At 50.2% G+C, this 21,736-nt stretch carries 15 protein-coding genes; 9 read left to right on the top strand and 6 right to left on the bottom strand.

Features of this window, described 5'->3' with window-relative positions; genetic code table 11:
- Positions 1-68: 68 nt before the first annotated feature.
- From LC073_RS00515 to LC073_RS00535, 5 genes are all read left to right on the top strand, one after another.
- Positions 69-1,304, top strand: a complete 1,236-nt coding sequence (locus tag LC073_RS00515) for a hypothetical protein (protein ID WP_226642235.1) — start codon at positions 69-71, stop codon at positions 1,302-1,304.
- A complete protein-coding gene (locus tag LC073_RS00520) occupies positions 1,301-2,263 on the top strand; it encodes a hypothetical protein (protein ID WP_226642237.1) in 963 nt (320 codons plus the stop codon). The genes LC073_RS00515 and LC073_RS00520 overlap by 4 nt, the downstream gene beginning before the upstream one ends.
- A gap of 377 nt (positions 2,264-2,640) precedes the next feature.
- Positions 2,641-2,949: a DUF1272 domain-containing protein gene (locus LC073_RS00525; protein WP_226642239.1), complete on the top strand. Its 309-nt coding sequence runs from the start codon at positions 2,641-2,643 to the stop codon at positions 2,947-2,949.
- A gap of 364 nt (positions 2,950-3,313) precedes the next feature.
- A complete protein-coding gene (glk, locus tag LC073_RS00530) occupies positions 3,314-4,276 on the top strand; it encodes a glucokinase (RefSeq protein WP_226642240.1) in 963 nt (320 codons plus the stop codon).
- Between the two features lie 325 nt (positions 4,277-4,601).
- Positions 4,602-7,463 (top strand): TonB-dependent receptor, encoded by a 2,862-nt coding sequence (locus LC073_RS00535; protein WP_226642242.1) that lies wholly within the window; start codon positions 4,602-4,604, stop codon positions 7,461-7,463.
- A 364-nt stretch (positions 7,464-7,827) separates the two neighbouring features.
- Here LC073_RS00535 and LC073_RS00540 read toward each other — a convergent pair whose 3' ends face one another.
- The 5 genes from LC073_RS00540 to LC073_RS00560 form a co-directional block, all read right to left on the bottom strand.
- A complete protein-coding gene (locus LC073_RS00540; RefSeq protein WP_226642244.1) occupies positions 7,828-8,127 on the bottom strand; it encodes a hypothetical protein in 300 nt (99 codons plus the stop codon).
- 65 nt (positions 8,128-8,192) lie between these two features.
- Positions 8,193-10,001, bottom strand: coding sequence for a VCBS domain-containing protein (locus LC073_RS00545; RefSeq protein WP_226642246.1), 1,809 nt, complete (start codon positions 9,999-10,001; stop codon positions 8,193-8,195).
- 323 nt (positions 10,002-10,324) lie between these two features.
- Positions 10,325-12,508, bottom strand: a complete 2,184-nt coding sequence (locus LC073_RS00550; protein ID WP_226642248.1) for a tetratricopeptide repeat protein — start codon at positions 12,506-12,508, stop codon at positions 10,325-10,327.
- A gap of 3 nt (positions 12,509-12,511) precedes the next feature.
- Positions 12,512-14,509 carry a DUF3857 domain-containing transglutaminase family protein gene (locus tag LC073_RS00555; RefSeq protein WP_226642250.1) on the bottom strand — a complete coding sequence of 666 codons (1,998 nt, stop codon included), beginning with the start codon at positions 14,507-14,509 and terminating at the stop codon, positions 12,512-12,514.
- A 325-nt stretch (positions 14,510-14,834) separates the two neighbouring features.
- Positions 14,835-15,689 carry a DUF3014 domain-containing protein gene (locus tag LC073_RS00560; protein WP_226642252.1) on the bottom strand — a complete coding sequence of 285 codons (855 nt, stop codon included), beginning with the start codon at positions 15,687-15,689 and terminating at the stop codon, positions 14,835-14,837.
- A 296-nt stretch (positions 15,690-15,985) separates the two neighbouring features.
- On the opposite strand from LC073_RS00560, the gene LC073_RS00565 reads away from it, so the two are divergent.
- Positions 15,986-17,632 carry an alpha-amylase family glycosyl hydrolase gene (locus LC073_RS00565; protein ID WP_226642254.1) on the top strand — a complete coding sequence of 549 codons (1,647 nt, stop codon included), beginning with the start codon at positions 15,986-15,988 and terminating at the stop codon, positions 17,630-17,632.
- Between the two features lie 84 nt (positions 17,633-17,716).
- Here LC073_RS00565 and LC073_RS00570 read toward each other — a convergent pair whose 3' ends face one another.
- A complete protein-coding gene (locus LC073_RS00570; protein WP_226642256.1) occupies positions 17,717-18,559 on the bottom strand; it encodes a universal stress protein in 843 nt (280 codons plus the stop codon).
- 316 nt (positions 18,560-18,875) lie between these two features.
- Here LC073_RS00570 and LC073_RS00575 point away from each other — a divergent pair, with 316 nt between their 5' ends.
- From LC073_RS00575 to LC073_RS00585, 3 genes are read left to right on the top strand one after another with little or no spacing between them, the layout of a single operon-like run.
- Complete coding sequence (locus tag LC073_RS00575) at positions 18,876-19,598, top strand: thermostable hemolysin (protein ID WP_226642258.1); 723 nt, start codon at positions 18,876-18,878, stop codon at positions 19,596-19,598.
- Entirely contained in the window at positions 19,589-21,064 is a 1,476-nt protein-coding gene (locus LC073_RS00580) for an AMP-binding protein (protein ID WP_226642260.1), read from the top strand. The genes LC073_RS00575 and LC073_RS00580 overlap by 10 nt, the downstream gene beginning before the upstream one ends.
- Entirely contained in the window at positions 21,064-21,735 is a 672-nt protein-coding gene (locus LC073_RS00585; RefSeq protein ID WP_226642262.1) for a TenA family transcriptional regulator, read from the top strand. The genes LC073_RS00580 and LC073_RS00585 overlap by 1 nt, the downstream gene beginning before the upstream one ends.
- Position 21,736: the final 1 nt, after the last annotated feature.

Raw genomic sequence — 21,736 nt, forward strand, 5'->3', positions numbered from 1 at the left:
CTACTGCAGCTACGCTTTAAATTAACTTATTATATTTATATAGACCGCTTAGGCTTGGCGCAATTAATATGAAAATCCAGAATTTACGCACTGTATTAGTTTGCAGTTTATTTTTATTCTGCTCCTCGGTATTTTCAAATGAAATTGATATCAATGTAGAGTCCGAAGGCAAAGCCCTAAGAGAGGCCCAAGTAGAGCTATGGAAAGCCCTACCTGGCCGTGAAGCACAGCTTATTGATCAAACCGTTTCGGATAATCAAGGTAAGGCGCGTTTAACTTATGCTCATCTTGAGGAGGGTTCAGTCTTATATATTAAAAGTAAGGGTGGTAAGACTTCTGATCAGTCCCACCAATATCTGGAACAATTAGCTGTTCTTTCTTTAATAAAGCCAAGTGCAGTGATCATAAATGAAATCACCACCATCGGTTCCGTTTGGCCTAATGCTCAACAATTGGAAAATGGCAGGCTACAAGGTTCATTTAATGCGCTAAAGATTGGCTCAGGCCATGTGCAGCACTTGACGGAGGTTTCCAGCGGAAATTTCGGCAGAACAGTGCTGGGATTGGGCAATTTAACTCAGTCTGAAACCGTTGCGCGAATGAATACTTTGGCTGCTTTGGTCTCACTCTGTGGCGCAAAAGAGGTGGCACAGGCCTGTGAGGAATTCCTCAAATTATCTGAGAGTGCTACCACCCTGGAGGCATTAATCAAACTGGCAAAGAAACCCTACATTAACCCTGATAAATACTTTGAGCTGTTTACCAAGCACTATCCAATTCCTGAGGGAAAACAGCGTAGAAATACAAAGTTTCTTCCTTACCTATTATATCCCCCAGAAGATTTTTCCCTAAAAGTCAAACTTTCTGGAGGAGGAATCTTTGCTGCTGGCCGACTGATGTTTGATCTCAATGGAAACCTATGGAGTGGTCAGAACTGGATGCCGGGCTCTCAGTCGGGATTAAACAGGTCAATTGGCGGTGGAGTTACTCGACTGGGGCCTGATGGAAGGGCTATATCCCCCCCGATTCTGGGTTACAACGGTCAGGGACTCGATGGCATTGGCTGGGGTACTACCGTGAGTAAAGACAAGGTATGGGTGAGCTCTTTCAATGGGGTGGTGGGTGTGTTTGACCTGGATGGAAATGTCCTTGGCCCCGCTACGATTAATGGTAAAACAGGTATGCTGCAGGGGATGGCAATAGCGCCAAATGGAGATGTCTGGTTATGTGACACTCAGCTGGATCAACTCGTGGTTTTTCCCGGGGTCAGGGACTCGATGGCATTGGCTGGGGTACTACCGTGAGTAAAGACAAGGTATGGGTGAGCTCTTTCAATGGGGTGGTGGGTGTGTTTGACCTGGATGGAAATGTCCTTGGCCCCGCTACGATTAATGGTAAAACAGGTATGCTGCAGGGGATGGCAATAGCGCCAAATGGAGATGTCTGGTTATGTGACACTCAGCTGGATCAACTCGTGGTTTTTCCCGGTGGTGATCTTAAGAGAGGGAAGGTGATTTCAGTACCTGGACTGAGTGCGCCTTTCGGAGTGACCGTGGATAACAATAGCATTATCTGGGTCAGCAATACTGCTTCGGATACGGTTACGCGATTTCCAGCAAGGGCTCCAACACAGGCAATGCAAGTTCAGGTGGGCATATCACCCAGGGGCCTGGCTATTGACTCCAAAGGTAATATTTGGGTGGCTTCAAGTTTGAGCCCTGGTTATCCATTACCAAAGATACCTCCTGGAGCCGGAATCTTAGAGGTGAAAAGGATATCGCTAGAAAATTTTATCGAACACCAAAAGAAAATTCCAAGAACAGGGAATCTTACGTTGATTTCTTCAGAAGGAAAGGTGTTAAAATCCAACTTACTCAATAATGAAATTAATGCAGGATTTGGTATTTCTATTGATGGTGAAGATACCGCTTTTGTTTCCAGTTTTTTTGGGTCCGGTTTTATACAAGTATGTGGGGTAGATATCAGTACCTGTCCTGAAGGAAAGACGACCGGAGACCTGATTCATTATTATAAAAGCCGTTTAATAGAAAAACCCACTGATACAGTTATCGATGATGCGGGTAATGTTTGGGTGGCGAATAATTGGAATGTGATTGAAGCCATCTTGGATGATAATCCGAATCGAGAAGTTGCCACTGCTGGCGGCGGCGATGGGCTAGTCGTTATTTATGGTATTGCCAAACCTGTACGCAATCCTCTTATTGGACCGGTGCGCCGGCCAGTGACTCCTGTAGCCCAATGAGAGTGAGAAACTTCATCCTACTATTAAATACAAAATAATGAATGAGCGCTGCTGCGCATAAATAGTAACTGAAGAGATATCGCATGAGGTGATGGTGAAGATGTACAGTCGCCAATATAAGAATATCCAAAGGGATAATTTCGATATTTCTCTAAATCAGTATCGTTTAACTACATTCCAGCTATAAATGAGCTGCTTTAAGAGTCCTACCTTCTTTCCATAAAGATTTTTTCTCACTCTAGACAATTACTTTCCTAGGTTTGAAGATTATTAAGAATTATTGTTTATTGGTAGGCTAAACGAAAAAAAGTTGACATGCTAAATAAAGTTGAGACCTCTCAACACTAAAAACTACATACTCGTAAGGTGAGTTACTCATGCTACAACTGAGACCCAATTGTGAATGCTGCGATAAGGATCTGCCACCCAACTCCACAGAGGCGATGATCTGTACCTATGAGTGCACTTTTTGTCGCACCTGTGTGGAAGATATACTGAGCAATGTTTGCCCAAATTGCGGTGGTGGTTTTTGTCCAAGGCCTATTCGTCCACAGATTGCTCGACGCCCAGGAGTGGGTGTCGAGTTCCAGCCACCTTCGGAAAAGAGAGTGAAAAGCAAATTCAGTCGCGAGGAAATGCAAGTTTTCGCCAAGTCCTTAAGGGAGGTTGCTGCTGAAGTGCGTTGATCTTTTCGCTGTGAATTGGGCAGAGTTAAGCACCTATGACCAAATTATATTCCCTGGTCAATAGGCGTTTAGCAAGCGGTCGCCGGGATAGCTATTCTGCACTAATGGGCAAAAAGGTGGAAGAGAAGTAATACACCTACACCAGGTACGTTCCTATGTTGCAAGGGTGCTGATTGTGACTGGGCGGTGACCCACTCACAGTGTGTCCATAGGTGCATATTTTCTTTGCTTCAGGAGCAATAGTAGATTACCCGGTTACTTTATGGGCTAGGTTGTCCTTAACCCTGGACCTATGGGGCTAGCATAATTTCTTCTCACCCCTTAACTTATATCGCCTTTTTTTGGGGATCTTACAGGGATAACTATGACGAGTATCGTAGCGGATATCGGCGGCACTAATGCCCGTTTTGCGATAGCCAAGCCGGTTGCGGAGGGCTATCAGCTGGAGGGGCTGAAAGTAGTGGACTGCAAGCGCTTTGAAGGGTTTGATGCTGCGCTGCAGCATTGGTTGGATGGCCTCGATCAGCCCAGACCTGAGAAAGCCTGTATTGCCGCTGCTGGCCCACTGGAAAAGACCTCCTCCGGTAGTCGCGTTTACATGACCAATCTGGGCTGGAGTATTGATGCAACGGCCCTGGCCGAGGAGTTTCAGTTCCCCCACCTGGAATTGATCAACGATTTCGCTGCGTTGGCTCAATCCCTGCCGCGCCTGACCAGTAGCGATTATAAGGTACTGAGAGATGTGCCCCGCCCCCAAGGGGCGCCCATGGTGGTACTGGGACCGGGTACCGGCCTCGGTGTGGCGGGCCTGGCTGAGGCGGATGGACGCTACCATGTGCTCGCAGGCGAGGGAGGCCATGCCAACCTGACAGTCTCTACTGAGCGCGAGTTGCAACTACTGCAGATCCTCATGAAGAGCCGTACACCAGTTTTCAATGAGTGGGTCCTCTCCGGAAATGGCTTGGTAAATCTGTACCGCGCCGTCTGCGAATTGAATGGTCGAACCCCTGAAGCGCTGACACCACCGGACGTAAGCGCTCGTGGCCTGGATAACTCCGACCCTATGTGTCGTGAAACTCTGTTGGATTTCCTCAACTTCCTCGGCAGTGTCGCGGGAGATGCGGCTCTGTATATGGGCGCACGTGGTGGAGTATTCCTGGGAGGAGGCATATTGCCACGTATCGCAAAGTTGCTGCCCGAGAGCGAGTTCGAGCAGCGATTTCTCAACAAGGGGCGGGTTGCTGAATGGATGGAAGCCGTGCCGGTGTACGCTCTGAATGCCGGTTACCAGGCTCTAATTGGTGCTGCGGTGCAGCTGGAAGGCTGATTCGACTGTGCTGTGCCCCTAAAATAGATGAGTTCATCTGTTTCAGGGGTACCCATAAAAAGTTTGAGAAAGATAAGTCTTAATCAGCACTTTTTTCAGGATCTCCACAAGGCTTAAAGCCCCCCTTAAAACCACATTTCTCTCTACTCTTTTCCTTGTCAGATGCAATTTACCTTCGCGGTATCGCGTGTAATTATGCGGCGTATTAGTGTGATTGAAGTCGCAGCTTCTCCCGCCTCCTCCCCCCTCGGGGGAGGATGTTATGGATAGGGGGCCGGCCTAGGATGCAGGGTCTCAACATAACGATAAATCCAGGGAGAAGATGATGAGTCTATCCAATAAAAGTAAAAGGGCGCTCAGGCCCACTTTACTATCTGCTGCCATTGCGGCCTCCATATCCACTTCAGTTGGGATTTACGCGCAGGAGCAGGAAACACTGGAAGAGGTCACGGTAACCGGGATTCGCACCAGCGTTTTGGATTCTGTGGAGGCCAAGCGCGCTGCGGATGTTGTGGCCGATGTGGTTGATGCAGGTGCTCTGTCATCTCTTCCCGACCAATCTATTGCCGACGCCCTGGGCCGCTTGCCCGGCGTTACCACCGTTCGCTCCAACGGACAGTCTTCCCAGTTGAATATCCGTGGTATGAATGGCGACTTCTTACAAACCACCCTGAATGGTCGTGAGCAGGCCTCTACCAGTGGCTATACCGAAAGTACTCGCTGGATTTCTTTTGATCAATACCCGGCAGAGTTGATTAATCAAGCTGCGGTCTACAAGACCCCGAAAGCTTCTCATATCGAAGGTGGTGTTGCGGGCTCTGTCGAACTGAAAACAGCCAATCCTCTCGACGCTGAGAAAGAACATAATTTTAATGCCAATGTGCGTATGTCGTTTAACGACGCTGCGGATGAAGTAGGCGCTGATGAATTTGGCCAGCGCGTTACCCTGTCGTACATGGGTAAATTTATGGAGGAAAAGGTTGGTGTAGCCTTGGGTTATTCCAATTTGGAGCAGCCTAATAGTTTTATCAAGGCGCGCACTGGGGCTGATGCCCAGATCGGTTATGAGCAGGACACCGATTATGATGGTGATGGCAGCCCAGATGCATTACCGCGTGCTTTTCAATGGCAGTCAGGTGATGGCACCGATACCCGTAACGGTTACCTGGCCAGCGTTGTTTTCCAGCCTACCGATAACTTCAAGGCGCAGTTGGATTACTTTAAATCCGATTTTGAACGTGCCGATACTCGCCATGGCATTACGGTAGGCGGTTTGTCCAATACCGGTAATTACATTCTTTCAGATACCGAAGTAAATGGCGGTGCCGTTTCTAACGGAACAGTTATTATTACTGATCCGAAAACAGTCTACGATTCCAGCCCTTGGTTTGAAGCTCGCTCTGAAGATCAATCCACCCAGGCAGACAGCGATAGTATTGGCTTGAATCTGGAGTGGAATATTGGCGATCGTCACACCCTGGCAGTCGACTATTCCTATAGCAAAGGCACTAAGACACGCAAGGACCAGATTGTGTCCATGCATGCTTACGACCTTACCTACGATGACAATGGCAATCTGGAGACCTGGGAAGAAGCGGCTGGGCAGAGCTTTGTTTATTCCCTCAGTGGCGATGGTATTCCTACTGGCGTCTTCTCCGGTGTCGATTTCACAAGCCTGGATACCATGCGCCTGTCCCGCTATGAAGAGTATCCACACGAGTACACCGATAAAGTCAAAGCCTTCAAAGTCGACTACAAGCTTGATCTGGAGTGGGGGGCAATTGCCTCTGTTGAGGCTGGCTTTCGGGTTTCTGAGCGCACCTTTGACTCTGAGCGAGGGGCTTTCCTATACGGTAGCCGCGATGGCCAATTTAATGGCTACTGCGCGGATAACCTGTCCAATAACGACTGCAAACCGCAAAAGCTAAATGGTTACGTTACTGTTGAATCCACCTACGGGTTACCGCAGTTTGTGGTAAACGATATGGATGCCCTGGCTTCCAGTATTTTTGGTGCTGGTAATTACGAAGGTAAGAAAGTATTTAGCCAGGATTGGACTTTTGTTGAGTCTGGTGCTGTAACTGAAGAAGTGTTTGCCTATTATTTAATGGCCAATATTAATACTCAACTGGGCAATATCCCGGTAAGCGGTAATCTCGGTGTGCGCATTGTTGAGACCGATGTGAAATCCAGCGGTATTCAAAATGTAGGCTCTGGTAATGGTATCGAAATTACTGATGATGTGGGAGTTACTTCAGATAGCTATGACTATGTCGAGTACGGTCCCGAGTATACTGATACCCTACCTTCCCTTAATTTGAACTTCGAGATTACCGAGCAGGATTATATTCGCTTTGCCGCCGCTAAAGTGATGGGACGTCCTCCGGTTGGGCAGTTAAAAGGCGGCGCTGGCTCCTGGAACACCGTGAATAGCGATGGTGCTACTGAATACAACGTTTGGACTAAGGGTTCTCCCTATCTCGATCCTTTCCGTGCAAACCAGTTTGATTTGGCTTACGAGCACTACTTTGAAGATGGTGGGGCACTCACCGCAGCTATTTTCTGGAAGGACATCGAGAGTCTGGTTGAAAAGCAGTATATTTATTCGGATAGTCAAGCAGAACGCACAGCGATGTTTGATTCTCTGGGCATTGAGATTCCAGATGGCTTGGAAGCTGGTGCATTTGAGACTTATGTTAACAATGACAAGGGTGGCTATATTCGCGGTATCGAACTTGCGGGTACCAAGACTTTCGATCAGCTGCCGGGTATTTTTGCCGGTCTCGGCTTAACTGCCAGCTATTCCTATACCGAGAGTGAAACCGAAGTGAGTGGCGGCAGCCTCTATGGCGAAAACTTACCGCTGCCGGGGCTTTCCGAAAATGTTTGGAGTACCACTGTATTCTGGGATATCGGTAACTTAAGCTCGCACATTAATGTGCGCTACCGTGACGAGTTTATCCTGAATATGCCGGTTCCAGGCAGTTCAACCCCAGTAGAGTCGCAAGCCTACACAACTGTGGATGCACAGATATCCTACGCCTTCGACAATGGTATAGATGTGATTTTTTCAGCAAATAACCTGACTGATGAAGCGGATGTGAAGTCTTATGGGGTGGATGGTGTCCTCGGTGAATATACTGAATTCGGACGTCAGTTTTATCTCGGCTTAAACTACAGTTATTAAGTGCCTCTAGTTAGTTCAGTGTAAACTGGACTAATAATAAAAGACCACCCGCTGAGCCTTGCTTACCGGGTGGTCTTTTGTTGGAAATTACTCAATACTTGGCATTTCAGCTAGGTGCTGAATACTTAAGAATCGAAAGGGTATCTAGCCTAATCAGGAGTGGCTAGGTTCAGGAAGCTACCTGGCAAATAAATATAAACGTGAAGGTGTTTGGGAATTGAATAGGCGCTGTGTATTGAATTTCAGGTCGAATCTGAATAGTTAAGGACGTTACCGTCCATATGAAAAATTATTTTAGGATGAATTGAAGATTTCAGGGAATTGATAGAGCCGGATACTTTTCAGTAGCCCGGCTCTGAGAAACCTATTTTTCTGCAGTCTTTTCCAGCTTCTTGGTTTCCATCATGTGCAGCATCCGTTTATTGCCCCGTTCACCGCGAATTCTTACTCTGTCTCCAGATTTCATGCCCTTTTGTTTAATTTCTTTAGCGTCAATAAAATAATAATTACCGCTAGCTTCATCTTTTATACTAAAGCGACGTTCTACCTTACCGGTTTTAAAGTCTTCAGAGATGATCTCCTCTAAAGTCCCAGTAACGATTTCCTCTGCTTGACAGAAAAGGCTAAAAGTAATGCCGAATACGATTGATAAAATCTTATACATTAAGACTACCTTCCAAAATAAAATGATTGATGGCTCAAGTAATTCTCTGACTGTTTTATTAATCCTTACTTATCATATTCGACCGATATCACTGCAGATTGACCAGGCTCGCTGTTAGATTTGTAAGTAATAATGAGGCCGACATTGTCATCTTTAAAAGAATCACCTGGTTTTTCCAGTACGGCAACATGGTTTGAATCTATATCATGCAAATAGTGAATGGTCACTGAATTGGCATAATGAGACCTTGGATTTAGAATGTTGTGGCTAACATGATAGTTAACATAGTAGTAATCTTTACCGTTTTTACTACCATTGCTTTGCACTTTAAGTTGTTGGGGAAGTGTCCCGGAGAGTTCACCTGCTGTCAGCTCTATGGCCTGAATCTCTATATCCTGGGCACTGCCAGCGATCTGGCTGACGGTTGTAGTGTACTCTGGGTTTGACTTGTACCAACCCATAACCTCTCGGTGGGCACTGCCAAATAGGCGAGATTTTGACCGGTTGCCCATTAGGGAGCCGGCGGTACCGTATTCATTTTCGGCTGTGCCATCGTTATCTTCGTCCCAGCCTGCGTGGCCAAGGCCAATATTGTGACCCAGTTCATGCCCCATCACCAATTGATCGGTGCGTGCGGCAACAACGCTCCACTGTCCGCCAACTGAAGCAACACCGGTACCGACCAAACCGGCATCCTCAGCTTCTGAGGGATAGATATACACTTGGTGGCGCCAATCACTTAAGTCTAAGGGCTGGCCGTTATCATCAACCAAGTTATTCTTGGCCCATTGATGGGCATGGTCTCTCCAGGAAAAACCACCATCGTTGTACTCGCCGCCCTGGCCCTGGCGAGCTTGTGCATCTGCAACGCTTAAGGTTCCCCCGTTTTGAGGGTCTGGAATAGTGTATGTAATACAGTCAATAGAGCTTTTTTCTACATCCTCCTCACCATAGCAATAATGCTGCAGAGTATCGTTATCGATTCGGTGCCTAAGGAACTTGAGTTGGCCCTGGGAATTTTCCAGATAGGCATTATCAAGCGAATCGACTTCATTGAAGACCATGTCGGCAATTTCGCTAACCCCCGCCTCTCTAGTGGCGATAGCGTCGGAGAAGTTCATAAATATAAAAACAATACTGTTTTTAGACGAGGCTGTTGTAGCAATTGAAAAAATTACTGATTGCTGGCTGCCATCGGTAAGTAGAAATTTGATTGTGTCTTCACTAGTTTCTCCTGTTTTTAATGCCTCGCTGTTGCTATTAAGTGAGTATTCCCAGGTTCCATCACTCTGAAGGGTAAATTGACCATATTTACCCTCAATGGAGTCTGCACTGAAGAGGGGGGTATTACCGTCGACATCATCGATTTCCAATTTTCCAGAGGCGTGCTCTTTGTCATTTAAAACCAATGAAGAGAGGGGAATGCTGGGGTTGAAAGAATAGGGGTCGTCAGCGCCGGTTATTTGAATACTAATTTTGGTGGTGTTACTGCCATTACCCACACCCAGAGTAAATGTATCGGCAGCCTGCTCATCCGCATTCAGGGGATCGGAAAGAGCGCTACCCAAGGTATAAAGCCAGCTGCCATCAATTGAGGTTGTCAGGGTGCCATAAGTGCCTTGAAAACTACTGTTTTCAAAAATTTGGCTGGGGTTGGCATCATCAATCAGCTTGCCACTCGTAGAGACTGCGTGATCTTCTGTAACACTGCCTTCACCACCGCTAATAGCGCCGATGCCAGTCCCTTGGTTGGCACTGCTGCCGCTGTTTGAACTGGTATCAGAGCCGCTGTTTCCATCACCGCCCCCTCCACTGCATGCAGTCATCATGGCCGCCAAGCTGATTGCTGAAAATAGCTTTATCGAATCTTTCATATTGCTCTCGATATCTACTTGTAATTTTGCGCAGGATTATAGGCGAGAGATCGGCATATTCTGTGAAATCGGGTGGATATTGGAGCTTTACTTTGGATATTCAGGAATTGATAGCTGTTAGGTATTCTTGGGGAAATAACGTAAAGACAATCTAGGGAAATAAACTTCTGGATTGCCTATCAGAATAAATATTTAATTCTCATTACCCTATTTTGACGGGTTAAAAAATACTCTCTATGTCACTAGTTTGTCACTAATGCGCATAAGTGGGGGTAAAGCGACCAATCTGACAGTTGGCCGCTTTATTGGTAAATCTGTGGGAATTATTCAGCTTTTGATAAGAGGCTAACCAGTTTACCTATATCCAACTCACTGCAATATTGAGCTTTTTGGCAGTCTAGTAAGGTCTCCCTCATGCGGGTGTTCCCACTTTGCTCGGAGGCTAATTTTAAAAAGTGCAGGGCCTTTTGCAGGTCATATTTTTTAAATTCATCAGAGCTATAAGCTCTGGCGAGCTTTAAAGAGGCCCCTGTATGGCCGAGTTCAGAAGCGTTTTTATATAGTTCAAGAGCTTGTTCCTGATCCTTGCTTACACCCAATCCTTGCTCATACATACGCCCCTGATTGTAGAGGCCATACATGGAATGATGTTTTGAAGCGCGTTCAAACCAGGCTAATGCCTCTGCATAATCTTGTGTGTCTTCACTTTGGGTGAGATAGAGCAGTCCCAGGGCATTCATAGCATCGGTAGAACCCGCCTCGGCGGCTTGCGTTAGATATTCCTTAGCCTTATACAGATCTTTTTCAACACCTTGTCCGTTTTGGTAGAGTAAACCCAGGTTATAGCTGGCCCTGGCTGACCCCTGCTGTGCGGCGTATTGATAGATCTTAAGTGCCCGTTGGTAATCCTGCTCGACTCCGGCACCCATAGCGGAGGCATAGCCGAGGTTGGTCACGCAGTCGAGATTGTTTGCCTTGGCGCAGAGGGCATACCAGCCATAGGCGAGTTCGTGATTGGTCTGTACAAGTTTTCCAGTGGAATTGAGTACGCCCATACGAAATTGTGCTGGGTGGTGCCAGCTTAGGGCTGCCCTCTCGAAGTCCCTTAGCGCGGACTGTTCATCTTTCTTTTGTTGGTAGAGACCGTTTTCTGCAATTCCTGCTCTTAGATAAAGTGCAGCGGGGAATCCGGTTTCGGCGGATTGCTGTAGCAACTTTATTCCTTCGTGAGTTTGGTCCTTTCCAGCGACTTCAAGCAGATATTTTCCATAGTAAAATTGTGCTGGGGGATAGTCCTGCTCAGCAGCCTGGCTGATCAGGTCTACAAAGATTTCTTGTTGCTCCGGCTTACCTTTCATATGGGAGGCTGCCAACTCCAAAAGTGCCGGGGCATAACCTTGTTGGGCGGACAGCTGCAGGTAGTGCTCTGCCTGCTCTTCTCTTGACATATTGTATTGATGAGATGCCAATAGTAGAGCCATTGCGTATTCGGCCTCGCCCTTGTGCATGGTATCTGCTGCGCTCGCCAATAACTGGCTGGCCAACTCAGCGTCGGCCTCTATGCCAAGGCCGACAGTGGTGATATAGGCGAGGAGAATTTTAACTTCCTGTAGTCCCAGGTCTGCAGCGGCAACAAAGAGCTGGGTACATTCGTTCACTGCAAACTTGGTGCTGTTGCCTTCGAGGCACAGATTGCCAAGACTGATATTTGCGGTGAGTGAACCCATACCAATGGCTTCTATGTAAGTTTTTTCCGCCTGCTGAAATTCTCCCTCGGCTTCCTGAACTTGACCAACGGCGTGGCGTGCGGCGTAGTCAGACTCTGCCAGCGGTTGGATTATATTTTTATACAGGGCGTCAGAGAGACCGGCAAAGGGGTATTGAATCTCAAGTAGGCGGTGAAGGAAGCGACTGTTATCAAAGTATATTTTTCGCACTTTGCCGTTGTCAGGATCGCGTACATTGTAAACTCGATACAGGCCGCTTCGACTCGCGGCAAATTCAAAATAGTTGTCGAGTATTTCATAGCCGGAAATGCTGAGTAAGTCCTCTGCTTCGCTCCAGCCAGCTATTTCATAAGCGCTATAGAAAGTATCCCCCCTGCGCGTTGAAAGTATCCCTGTGGCGATAAAGTTAAAAATATTCTGGTGATAGTTGGCCTGTTCACTATTGCCAATAGATTCATAGCACTCAGCTGCACTGAGATGTGGCAGCAGAGCAATACTGTTGAGTTGGGTTATTGCCTCCCAATTTATATCCGTGCAAGTTTTCCTGCCGGATTCGAGTTCCGTCATTTCTGACTGGTAGCGATCTTGTGCATCTAAGGTTCTAAGAGGCTGGGGTGATTTTAAATATTCACTCCAATAGGTGGCATATCGCACTGAATCCGGTGCTTGTGCAACTTGCTTGGTCAAGGCCTGCAGTGGATCTGCTGGTGATTGAATCCTGGTCTGGGAGGCGCAGGAAGCCAGCATTAATAAGATGGGAAAAATCAGCAGCTTCTTCATGGTTTATTTCCTGATTAGTGATTTAATCAGGTTTTTCATTTCCTGGCTTCTATTGCGCTCGGGAGCCGCTTTACCCTTGGCCCAGAATTTATATTGCAATGCTTTGTCGAGCTGATTGAACTGTGCCAAATATTCGGGAACATCTTGTGGCTCCACATGATCGGTTTTGGACTTGAAGGCATAGTTCACCAGAAGTGCACGGTTTTCCAGCGTGGCTTTGCGAGTAAAAGTGAACCAGGGGTTATCGATCGTGGTGGTACCCAGTTCCTCCTGCCAGAGTAGCTCCCCGTGAATATTCACTGTCGCACTTTGCTGGACATCGACCGGGTGTGTTAGCACCAGGGGGCTCTGGCGAATAGGTCGTTGAGGCTTGGATAAATAGGGCACCAAAGCAGAACCATACAGAGAAAATATCTTGCGTGCGGAACTCAGCTGGGCGAAGTCGCTGATTTGGTAATGTTCTGACACATCCAGCTGGTTTTCCTGCAGGCTATCTTTATAGGTGACTTCAGGATCGCCGCTTACGCCCGGATAATAACTGGCGATAAAGTTAGTATAACTACTTTTGATTTGCTCAGAATCTGCAGAGAGGAAGAATTGGCGAACCTGCTCGGCTTTCAGGTGGGAAAAATGAGAGCGTACACGGAGTTCCGCACGGTTTTCCGCCGCATCAATATCATACTGCTCTTCGATACGTGCGTTGTAGCTGGCGACCTGCTCTGAGCTGGGTTCTACAGCTTTCAGGGCTCGGGTCTGCCTGGCAATGGGGAGTGCCAGTTCATAATCAAAAAAGCCCTTGTTTTTTATATCGATACCTTGACCGGAGGCAGTGGCATCCACCCAGTATTCCTGATCATTCAGTTCGATCAGGTTGATCACATGGTTAAAAGTCTCGGGAGAGGGAATATCTTCACCGATATCCCGTCCACGGGAAGAGGATACTAGGGCGGGGTAGGATTGCACTCCTAAGTGGGCCAGCATACTGGTAAGTAAAAGCGCTTTATCTTTGCAGTCCCCATAGCGTTTTTCCAGGGTTTCTCGCGGGGTTCTGGGTTGGTGGGAATTAATACCCAACTCAATGCCAAAGTAGCGAATATCCTCCTGCACATATTCAATAGCCTTGCTGACTGCAGCCTCCAACCCCAGCTGTGCCCGCCAGTTATCCAGTTTTTTCTTTAATGCCTCTGGCAATGAGCGATCAACTTGATAGAGCTCCAGGGCCCAGTTGTTAACCTGTCCCCAGTTGTCGTAACTGGAGTATTGGATGTAATTAAGTGGGTCGTGCCAGTATGGATATTCACTCTCCATCGGTACTCCCGCCACATCGCGCAGGTCCAGGGTGTAGGCGTAATCGGCCTGTTGCTGGGTTTTGTGAACAGGATATTCGCGATGGTTAAATCGATAATTGAGTTTCTTGTCGCTGCTAATTTTCACAAAGCGACGATCTACTGCCTGGGGCCAGGAGAGGTATAAGCGACCAAAGTCGCTGCGGGCAAAAATCGGGTTGCTGCCTTCAATGGTATAGGCGTAGCTAATGATGTCGCCGGGGCGAATATCTTCGAGAATATAAAGCGCATTCCACTGTTCGGAGTAAAGCTTATTGGAGAGTTCCTGCTCGGATTGGAAAAGCTTGAAGCCATCCTTTTGCAAGCGATCCAGGCGCTCACCGTTACGCTGTACACTAATATCGTGTACCAACAGCTTTTGGAACGCTGGGTAGAAGCTGAAGTTCAGCTCGGCAATTTCACTGACACCCTGCTGATTCAGGGGCTCTACCACTACCTGGAAGTAATACTGCTGCTGTTTTCCCCTGTGGCGGATCTGGGAATTGGACAGATGTACACGCACACTGCCCTGTGGCGGGCGCTTTGATTCCACCGGCTGTAGTATTTCCACCCATTCGGGGGTGGCGCTGAATAAGAGCTCCGGAGCTGCTTGGGCAAGTGAGGTGACAAGGAAAAGAGTGGCAGCCAACAATTGGCCGAGGAAACGATATTTCAAGGTGAGCCTCAATAGTTTTTACAGCGGGCGTTAACAGGCACTCATTCAAGATACGGAGGGAGCTAAAAGTAAAAAGAAGCGAAGGTAATTACCGGTCGGTTCCGGCAAACCGGTAGCTCCTCCTGAGCCTCTCGATAGTTGCCTGTAAATCTTGCTACAGAGCCGGGCGGCAGTACTCCGCTAACCGCCAAGTGTGCCGGTAATATACCCCAACCCCAAGGCAGAATATATTGAGCCGGTGGCGGATCTGGGGGATAGGATGTGGAAGAGCGGGCGTGTTACCTCGAGCCCTCCCCCAAGGGAGGGCTTGAGGATACTCATGAGATTACTGGGCTTGTTCCGGCTGCTGGACCGGCATAGCCTCCAGCTTTTGCTTCAGCTCCTTGAGCTTTTCCTTCACCCGTGCGGCGTTATCCGGGCCCATGCGAATCATCAACTTTTGTACACCGGGCAGTTTTTCAAGCTTGGGATCGGCAAACTTATAGTAGACCGACGGGCGTACCAGCTTGATTGAACCCTCGACCTCCGGGGCGGCGAGCACTTTATCAATTGCTTCAATCACCACCTGGTGGAAAGTTTTATTGCGGATACCCAGTTCACCATAGGCTTGCGCCAGACGCGGATACCAATACTGGTAGAGGCTAGCTGCGGTGTCGGTATCCATCAAGGCGAACAGGCGTACCGGCTGATCGTAGCGGCGGTAATTGTCCGGTGATAACTCGTAACCCTCCATTGAGGAGCCGGTAACAATTATGGGGCCGCGAATGGTTTTCAGCGGGCGGTGTTTGTGGATCAGGTCTCCTCTTGAACCGGAGTTGATTGCGGCCACCCACTTGCGAACTACCTCATCGTTCACCAGCCAGCGCGACAGAGCGTTGTCTGGAGCCAGACCCATCAGGTCATCATAAGCGGCCTTATCGCTCTCGTTGAGAGGCGGTGGCGGTTCCCTGCTGGGCTCTTCCACCGGAGCGGGCTCCTGGGATTCCGAGGGGGCGGCCTGCTCCTGAGGCTGCTCCAGTGTTTCTGGTTCTGGAGTGCTTTGGGGCTCCTCAATAATTTTGCTCGGAGGAACTTCTTTCTTTTTTTCATCGCCAGTCCACAGCCAATAGGCTGCCGCGGCGACGACGATCACCACAATAATTCCGATGATCCACCCATGCCTAGACTGTTGTTCCGACATTCCCTGCCTCCTTTTGCTGCTATCAGAATGTGACCCTTTGACCACGGCAAAGCCCTTCGGTTTCTCCGTGGTTTCTGGGTTTTACCTTACTCTCCACAGGAGCCCATCGCAAAGGGGATTTGCTTCACTCTTTGCCCGTTGCGAAGATTGTTGCAGGCTCTATTTTGCTCTCGCTTCATTATCGATTACGCCCCCGCCTGGGAGGATGTATGAATTCCATTGCCGATTAGAGTTGGCCAGTGAAATTGTGCGCGGTGCATAAGAGCGATCGAGTGAGAAGAATAAGAGAGGGGACAATGATTAAATTCACCAGCTTACTGACGGGCTTGTTTCTGGGGGCTGTGCAGATTGCTTCAACCGCAGAAGCGGTCGACCCTTTTTGGCGCAATGCCACCATCTATTTTATGTTGCCGGATCGGTTTAAAAACGGCGATACAAGCAACGACTTTCCCTATGGTCGCAGGGATGACGCGGCATATATGCGTGGATTTGCCGGCGGCGATCTGCGCGGAGTGATCGAAAAGATCGAGACGGGTTATTTCAATGAGCTGGGCGTGGATGCCATCTGGATGTCCCCGGTGATCGAGAATATCCACGGTTACAATGACTCCGACAAACGCACTTATGCCTTCCACGGTTACTGGCCCAAAGACTGGACCGCAGTGGATGCCAACTTTGGCACTGAGGCCGAATTGGCGGAACTGATTGAAATTGCCCACAAGCGCGGTATCCGTGTGCTGCTCGATGTGATCCTCAATCACACCGGCCCGGTAACCGCAAAGGACCCTGAGTGGCCCGCCAGCTGGCTGCGCAAGAGCAAGCCCTGTGATTGGTCCGATTACGCCGGCAATGTGGAGTGTGCGATCCACAGCAATCTCACCGATATTCTCACAGAAAGCGATAAACCCGTGGCGTTGCCGCCGCAGCTTGTGGATAAGTGGCGACGGGAAGGCCGCCTGGCGCAAGAGCAGCGTGAGCTGGATGCTTTCTTTGCGCGCACTGGTTATCCGCGCGCGCCCAGGTACTACCTGATCAAATGGCTGACCGACTGGGTACGGGAATACGGCGTGGATGGCTTTCGTGTGGACACGGTAAAACATGTCGAGCCAGAAGCCTGGGCAATTCTGAAAAAAGAAGCGGACTTGGCCCTGGCCGAATGGAAAACAAAAAATCCACAGAAAAAACTCGATGACCGCGATTTCTTTATGCTGGGTGAGGTTTACCATTTTGGTGTGAATAACTATGGCCCCACTGTCGGCCGTGTTTATGATTACAGCGATCAACAAGTAGATTTCTACCAGTACGGTTTCGACAGCCTGATCAATTTTGACTTTGCCCAGGTAGCTGGCCAGCCCGCCGAGAAGATTTTCTCCAGTTATTCCAATGCACTAAATTACGGGGAATTAAAGGGACTGGGAGTGCTTAATTATCTGGGTTCCCACGACGACCATCACTCCTTCGACCGTGAACGCCAACAGACCCGCAGCGCTGCCAGTAAATTGATGCTGGCTCCGGGCGCGGTGCAGATCTATTACGGCGATGAGCTGGCGCGGCCCATGACCGACGCCCGTGCCTTTGGCGATGCGACTATGCGCAGCCCCATGAATTGGAATGATCTGGAAAAAGCCGAAACCCGCGCTCTGCTTGCCCATTGGCAGAAGCTCGGCCAGTTCCGTCGCGCGCACCGCGCCCTGGGCGCCGGTGAGCACAGGAAACTCGCCGATAAACCCTACACATTTTCCCGTACTCTGGCAGGGGCGCAGCCGGTGGTGGTGGCAATGGACCTGCCTCGCGGGGAGAAGCGTATTTCTGTAAAAGGCGTTTTTGCCGATGGCACAGAGTTAACGGATTTCTATTCCGGTGAGCATGCAAAAGTTGAAGGTGACAGTGTTACTTTCATTACTGAGGGAGAGCTGCTATTGCTTTCAGCCAGGTCAAAATAGTCCTATCTTTAACGGATCCAAAAAAGAAAAAGCCCGGTAAATTCACGTTATTGCCGGGCTTTTTGTAGAGCTTTCGAACGGGTTTTACACTTCCGTGTTGGTGAACTGGTTGCACACCATCACATCCACATCCAACTGGCCGATCACTCGCTCGGCGGTGTTGCCGCGCAGTAGCGAACCGGTTTCGCCGAACTGGTTCAGGGTACCCATCACCACTAAATCCGCATCAATTTCTTTAGCCACGGCTTCCACCACATCGCTGGTATAGCCCTGTTTCACATGAATGCGATGGGTGGGCACACCAGTTTTATCGGCGAGCTTGGCCAGGGCGCCGCGATCGGGATAGCGCATGGAATCCAGGTAGGCGTTCACCAGGTGCAGCTCGGCATCGTAATGGCCGGCAATATAGGTGGCGCGTTCGCTGATCTGGCGGTTCAGCTGACGCTGCTCCAGGGTTTTGGCCTGGTAATTGACGGTGGCCAGCACCACTTTGCGTTCGGCCTTGGCGCCGGGGCGAATCAGTACCACTGGGCAGCGCGCGGTTTTCAGCACCCGCCACTTGGATTCGGCAAAGGTAAAGCGGCGGGTGGATTTCTTGTGCACCGGCAGGTAGATCATCTCCGCATCGCAGCGCTTGGCTTCCTGCACAATGGCCGCCTGCCAGTCGCTGGACCAGCACACGGTGATCTCGCAGGTGAGCCCCGCTTCGGAGATGGGTTCACGGATCTGTTCGCGGAACCAGGATTCATCGCGGAATAGGTGGTCGTTCACCGCGCGGGTATCCACTGCCTCGCCGTCCACCGCGACAAACACCGCCAAACGCGGCTGCGGGTTGCGACCGCGGGAAGTACTCATCGCCCGCTCCAGGGCTACATGCTTGTCATCGTTGGGGTCCACGACCACAAATACGGTGCTCTGCTGCTCCATCTTTCCTCCAGATCAATGGGTGTTTCCGGTCCCTGCTTTATGCAGTTGACTCCTGGGTCTAAGTTATCACGAGGCGCCTCAGACTCGGAGAGTTTGTCGTCTCAATACGTTGAAAAACGCGTCAAACAGGCCTAACTGCCGGCGCATGATGAAGTAATGGGGAAAGACTGTATTGAGCCAGATCAAGACCTGCCCCCACTGCGAGAAGCACTGGGTGAGGGAAAAAATCCTTATCGAAATTTTCAAGGGTTTCTTAAGTTTGCCTTAATTTTGCCTACGTAGACTCTCGCCGTGACACTCCCAAAGAGGGTTTTCAATGGCGCTACAGAGACACCATCAATTCCCGAACCAGAGTGCGCCGTCCAAGCACCGATCGCGGCGGCACAAGCTGGATTTTGACCTGACTCGTATGGGGCAGGCTGGCCACAGCCGGGTGCAGGGGTTCATCGCACAGAAGTTTGCCGATACCTATGGCGCTCGGGTGAATCAATTCGCCCCACTGTTGTTATCCGCATGGCAGGAGAATGCGTTCAGTAGTGCGCTCGGTCTGCGCCGTGCTGATAGCGGACCTCTATTTCTGGAACAGTACCTCGATCAACCGGTGGAAAAAGAGATCGCCGCCTTTAGCGGGCGCCCGGTAGAGCGTGCACAGATTGTCGAGATCGGCAATTTGGTCTCTACCAGTCGCGGTGGTAGCCAGATGTTGTTTCTGATGCTGTTTGAATTGTTCGCCGCCGCCGGCGTGCACTGGGCTATTTATACGGCCACCGCAGAAGTACGCGGTCTGCTGCAAAAATTGGTGGGTCGACAAACTGTTTTGTGTGAAGCGGATGGCCGTCGTCTGGGAAGTAACCTGGGCGACTGGGGACGCTACTACGAGGCAGCCCCGGCCGTGACAGCGATCGATGTCTCCGGTGAACACCGCGCATTACTGCAAAACCCTCTGATGCGAGAACGGCTAAAGGGCTGCCGGGGACGCGCGCAATTTATGTCCCCTGTGCTCAAAACCCCCACAGAAGGCGCCATCGTATGCAACTGATTGAACAAATCCGCCACCTGGCCGGGCAACACCCCGAGAGTCTGGCGTTGAGTGGTGAACACAGAAAATACAGCTATCGGGCCTTGATGGTGGCGGTGGAGGGCATTGCGGCTGAGCTGCGCGAGCGCAATATCCAAGTGCTGGGGCTCTATGCCGATAATGGCCCCAACTGGTTGCTGGTCGATCTTGCCTGCCAACTCGCGGAGACCACCATAGTGCCCCTGCCGGTATTCTTTTCCCAACCGCAGCTGGCACACACTATTCGCACGAGCGGTATGCAGGCCTTGCTGACGGACGACTGCGAGCGCTTTACCTCTCTCCGTGAAATCGGCCAGGCTCAGGCGGAAATCGCCGAAATGGCACTTATCGAGGTTCTCGGCGCAGAACAGACTGTTCTGCCGGTGCAAACTGCCAAGATCACATTCACCTCTGGTTCCACAGGTACCCCCAGAGGGGTCTGCCTGTCTGAACAAACGCAATTTGCCACCGCCGAAGCGCTGGTGAAGCAGTTGGGCCCTTTGGATAGCCGAATTCACCTGTGCCTATTGCCTTTGGCGACCCTGCTGGAAAACGTTGCCGGTGCCTATAGCAGCTGGTTGCGTGGCGGCCAGGTGGTGGCACCGCCTATGGCAAGTTTGGGGCTTACAGGCAGCTCCGGCCTGGATGTGGCTCAGATGGCAAAGTGTATCGATGAACATCTGCCCCACAGTTTGATTCTGCTGCCACAGATGTTGAAGGCCCTGCTGGAACACTGTGAGCGCAGTGGTTGGCAGCCACCATCTTCTCTCCGTTTCGTCGCTGTCGGAGGTGGCAAGGTAGCGACCAAGCTGTTGCTGCAAGCGCGCAGTATCGGCTTACCGGTCTACGAAGGCTACGGTTTGTCGGAGTGCGGCTCCGTAGTGGCATTGAATCTTCCCGGCTCGGATCGTCCCGGCGCCGTCGGGAGGCCGCTGCCCCATTGCGAGGTCGCCCTAAAAGCCGGTGAAGTCATGGTGCGCGGTCCCCGCTATCTGGGATATCTCGATGATGCCGGTGAATGCGAATCCCACTGGCTCGCCACCGGTGATTTGGGAGAGATTGATGCCGATGGATTCCTCCATATCACCGGGCGCAAAAAAAATATTTTGATCAGTGCCTTTGGGCGCAACATCTCGCCGGAATGGATTGAGAGCGAAGTGCTGCTGGAACCCATGGTGCAGCAATGTGTAGTGGTCGGTGATGCCCGGCCCCACTGCGCCGCATTGATCTTTCCCCGGCCCGGCAGCAGCCGCGAGCAGCTCGATAACTGGCTGGCTGCGGTCAATAACAAGCTGCCGGATTATGCCCAAGTGCGATCCTGGGCCGAACTGCCAGCCCCACTCACATTTGCCGATGGCCTGCTCACCGCCAACGGTCGCCCACGCCGTGACCGAATTGCCGAGCGTTACCAAGATTCTATTGAAAACCTGTATGGAGGCATTTCCTGATGAGTTATTACGATGAACTGCAAGCGCAAACTGCCGACGCCCGTCAGTCTCTGATGAATGTAGCGCTGATCCAGCGTGCGGCGCGTGGAGAAATAAGCCAGGAGGAATACATTGCCTTCCTTACTCAGGCTTATCACCACGTCAAACATACCGTGCCCCTGATGATGGCCTGTGGCAGTCGCCTGAGTAGTCAACAGGAATGGTTACGCGAGGCAATTGCGGAGTACATTGAGGAGGAAACCGGTCATCAGGAGTGGGTGCTCAATGACATCGCCACTTGTGGTGGTGATGCAGAGGCGGTGCGCAATGGTCAGCCAAATCTCAGCACCGAACTGATGGTGGCTTACGCCTACGATACGATTGCCCGAGGCAACCCCCTGGGGTTCTTTGGCATGGTTCATGTATTGGAAGGCACCAGTACCGCCGTGGCAACGCAAGCCGCGCGTGCCATTCAGAAGACTCACGGCCTGCCCAACAAGGCATTTAGCTACCTGCTCTCACATGGTGACCTGGATATCGGCCATGTGGATTTCTTCAAAGGGTTGATGAACCGCATTGAGAGCCCTCAGGATAAGGCGGCGATTTTGCACAGCTCACGAGTGATGTACCGTCTTTATGGCGACATTTTCCGCGAAGTGGAAAGTCGTTGTTCGTCGAAAGAGGTCGCCTGAG

It is taken from the genome of Microbulbifer variabilis, assembly GCF_020524905.1.
Lineage (GTDB): Bacteria > Pseudomonadota > Gammaproteobacteria > Pseudomonadales > Cellvibrionaceae > Microbulbifer > Microbulbifer variabilis_A.

Excerpts from the sequence above, each read along its gene's own strand:
- LC073_RS00515 (WP_226642235.1), top strand. The coding sequence starts at position 69 with ATGAAAATCCAGAATTTACGCACTGTATTAGTTTGCAGTTTATTTTTA.
- LC073_RS00525 (WP_226642239.1), top strand. The coding sequence starts at position 2,641 with ATGCTACAACTGAGACCCAATTGTGAATGCTGCGATAAGGATCTGCCA.
- glk (WP_226642240.1), top strand. The coding sequence starts at position 3,314 with ATGACGAGTATCGTAGCGGATATCGGCGGCACTAATGCCCGTTTTGCG.
- LC073_RS00535 (WP_226642242.1), top strand. The coding sequence starts at position 4,602 with ATGAGTCTATCCAATAAAAGTAAAAGGGCGCTCAGGCCCACTTTACTA.
- LC073_RS00540 (WP_226642244.1), bottom strand. The coding sequence starts at position 8,127 with ATGTATAAGATTTTATCAATCGTATTCGGCATTACTTTTAGCCTTTTC.
- LC073_RS00545 (WP_226642246.1), bottom strand. The coding sequence starts at position 10,001 with ATGAAAGATTCGATAAAGCTATTTTCAGCAATCAGCTTGGCGGCCATG.
- LC073_RS00550 (WP_226642248.1), bottom strand. The coding sequence starts at position 12,508 with ATGAAGAAGCTGCTGATTTTTCCCATCTTATTAATGCTGGCTTCCTGC.
- LC073_RS00560 (WP_226642252.1), bottom strand. The coding sequence starts at position 15,689 with ATGTCGGAACAACAGTCTAGGCATGGGTGGATCATCGGAATTATTGTG.
- LC073_RS00565 (WP_226642254.1), top strand. The coding sequence starts at position 15,986 with ATGATTAAATTCACCAGCTTACTGACGGGCTTGTTTCTGGGGGCTGTG.
- LC073_RS00570 (WP_226642256.1), bottom strand. The coding sequence starts at position 18,559 with ATGGAGCAGCAGAGCACCGTATTTGTGGTCGTGGACCCCAACGATGAC.
- LC073_RS00575 (WP_226642258.1), top strand. The coding sequence starts at position 18,876 with ATGGCGCTACAGAGACACCATCAATTCCCGAACCAGAGTGCGCCGTCC.
- LC073_RS00580 (WP_226642260.1), top strand. The coding sequence starts at position 19,589 with ATGCAACTGATTGAACAAATCCGCCACCTGGCCGGGCAACACCCCGAG.
- LC073_RS00585 (WP_226642262.1), top strand. The coding sequence starts at position 21,064 with ATGAGTTATTACGATGAACTGCAAGCGCAAACTGCCGACGCCCGTCAG.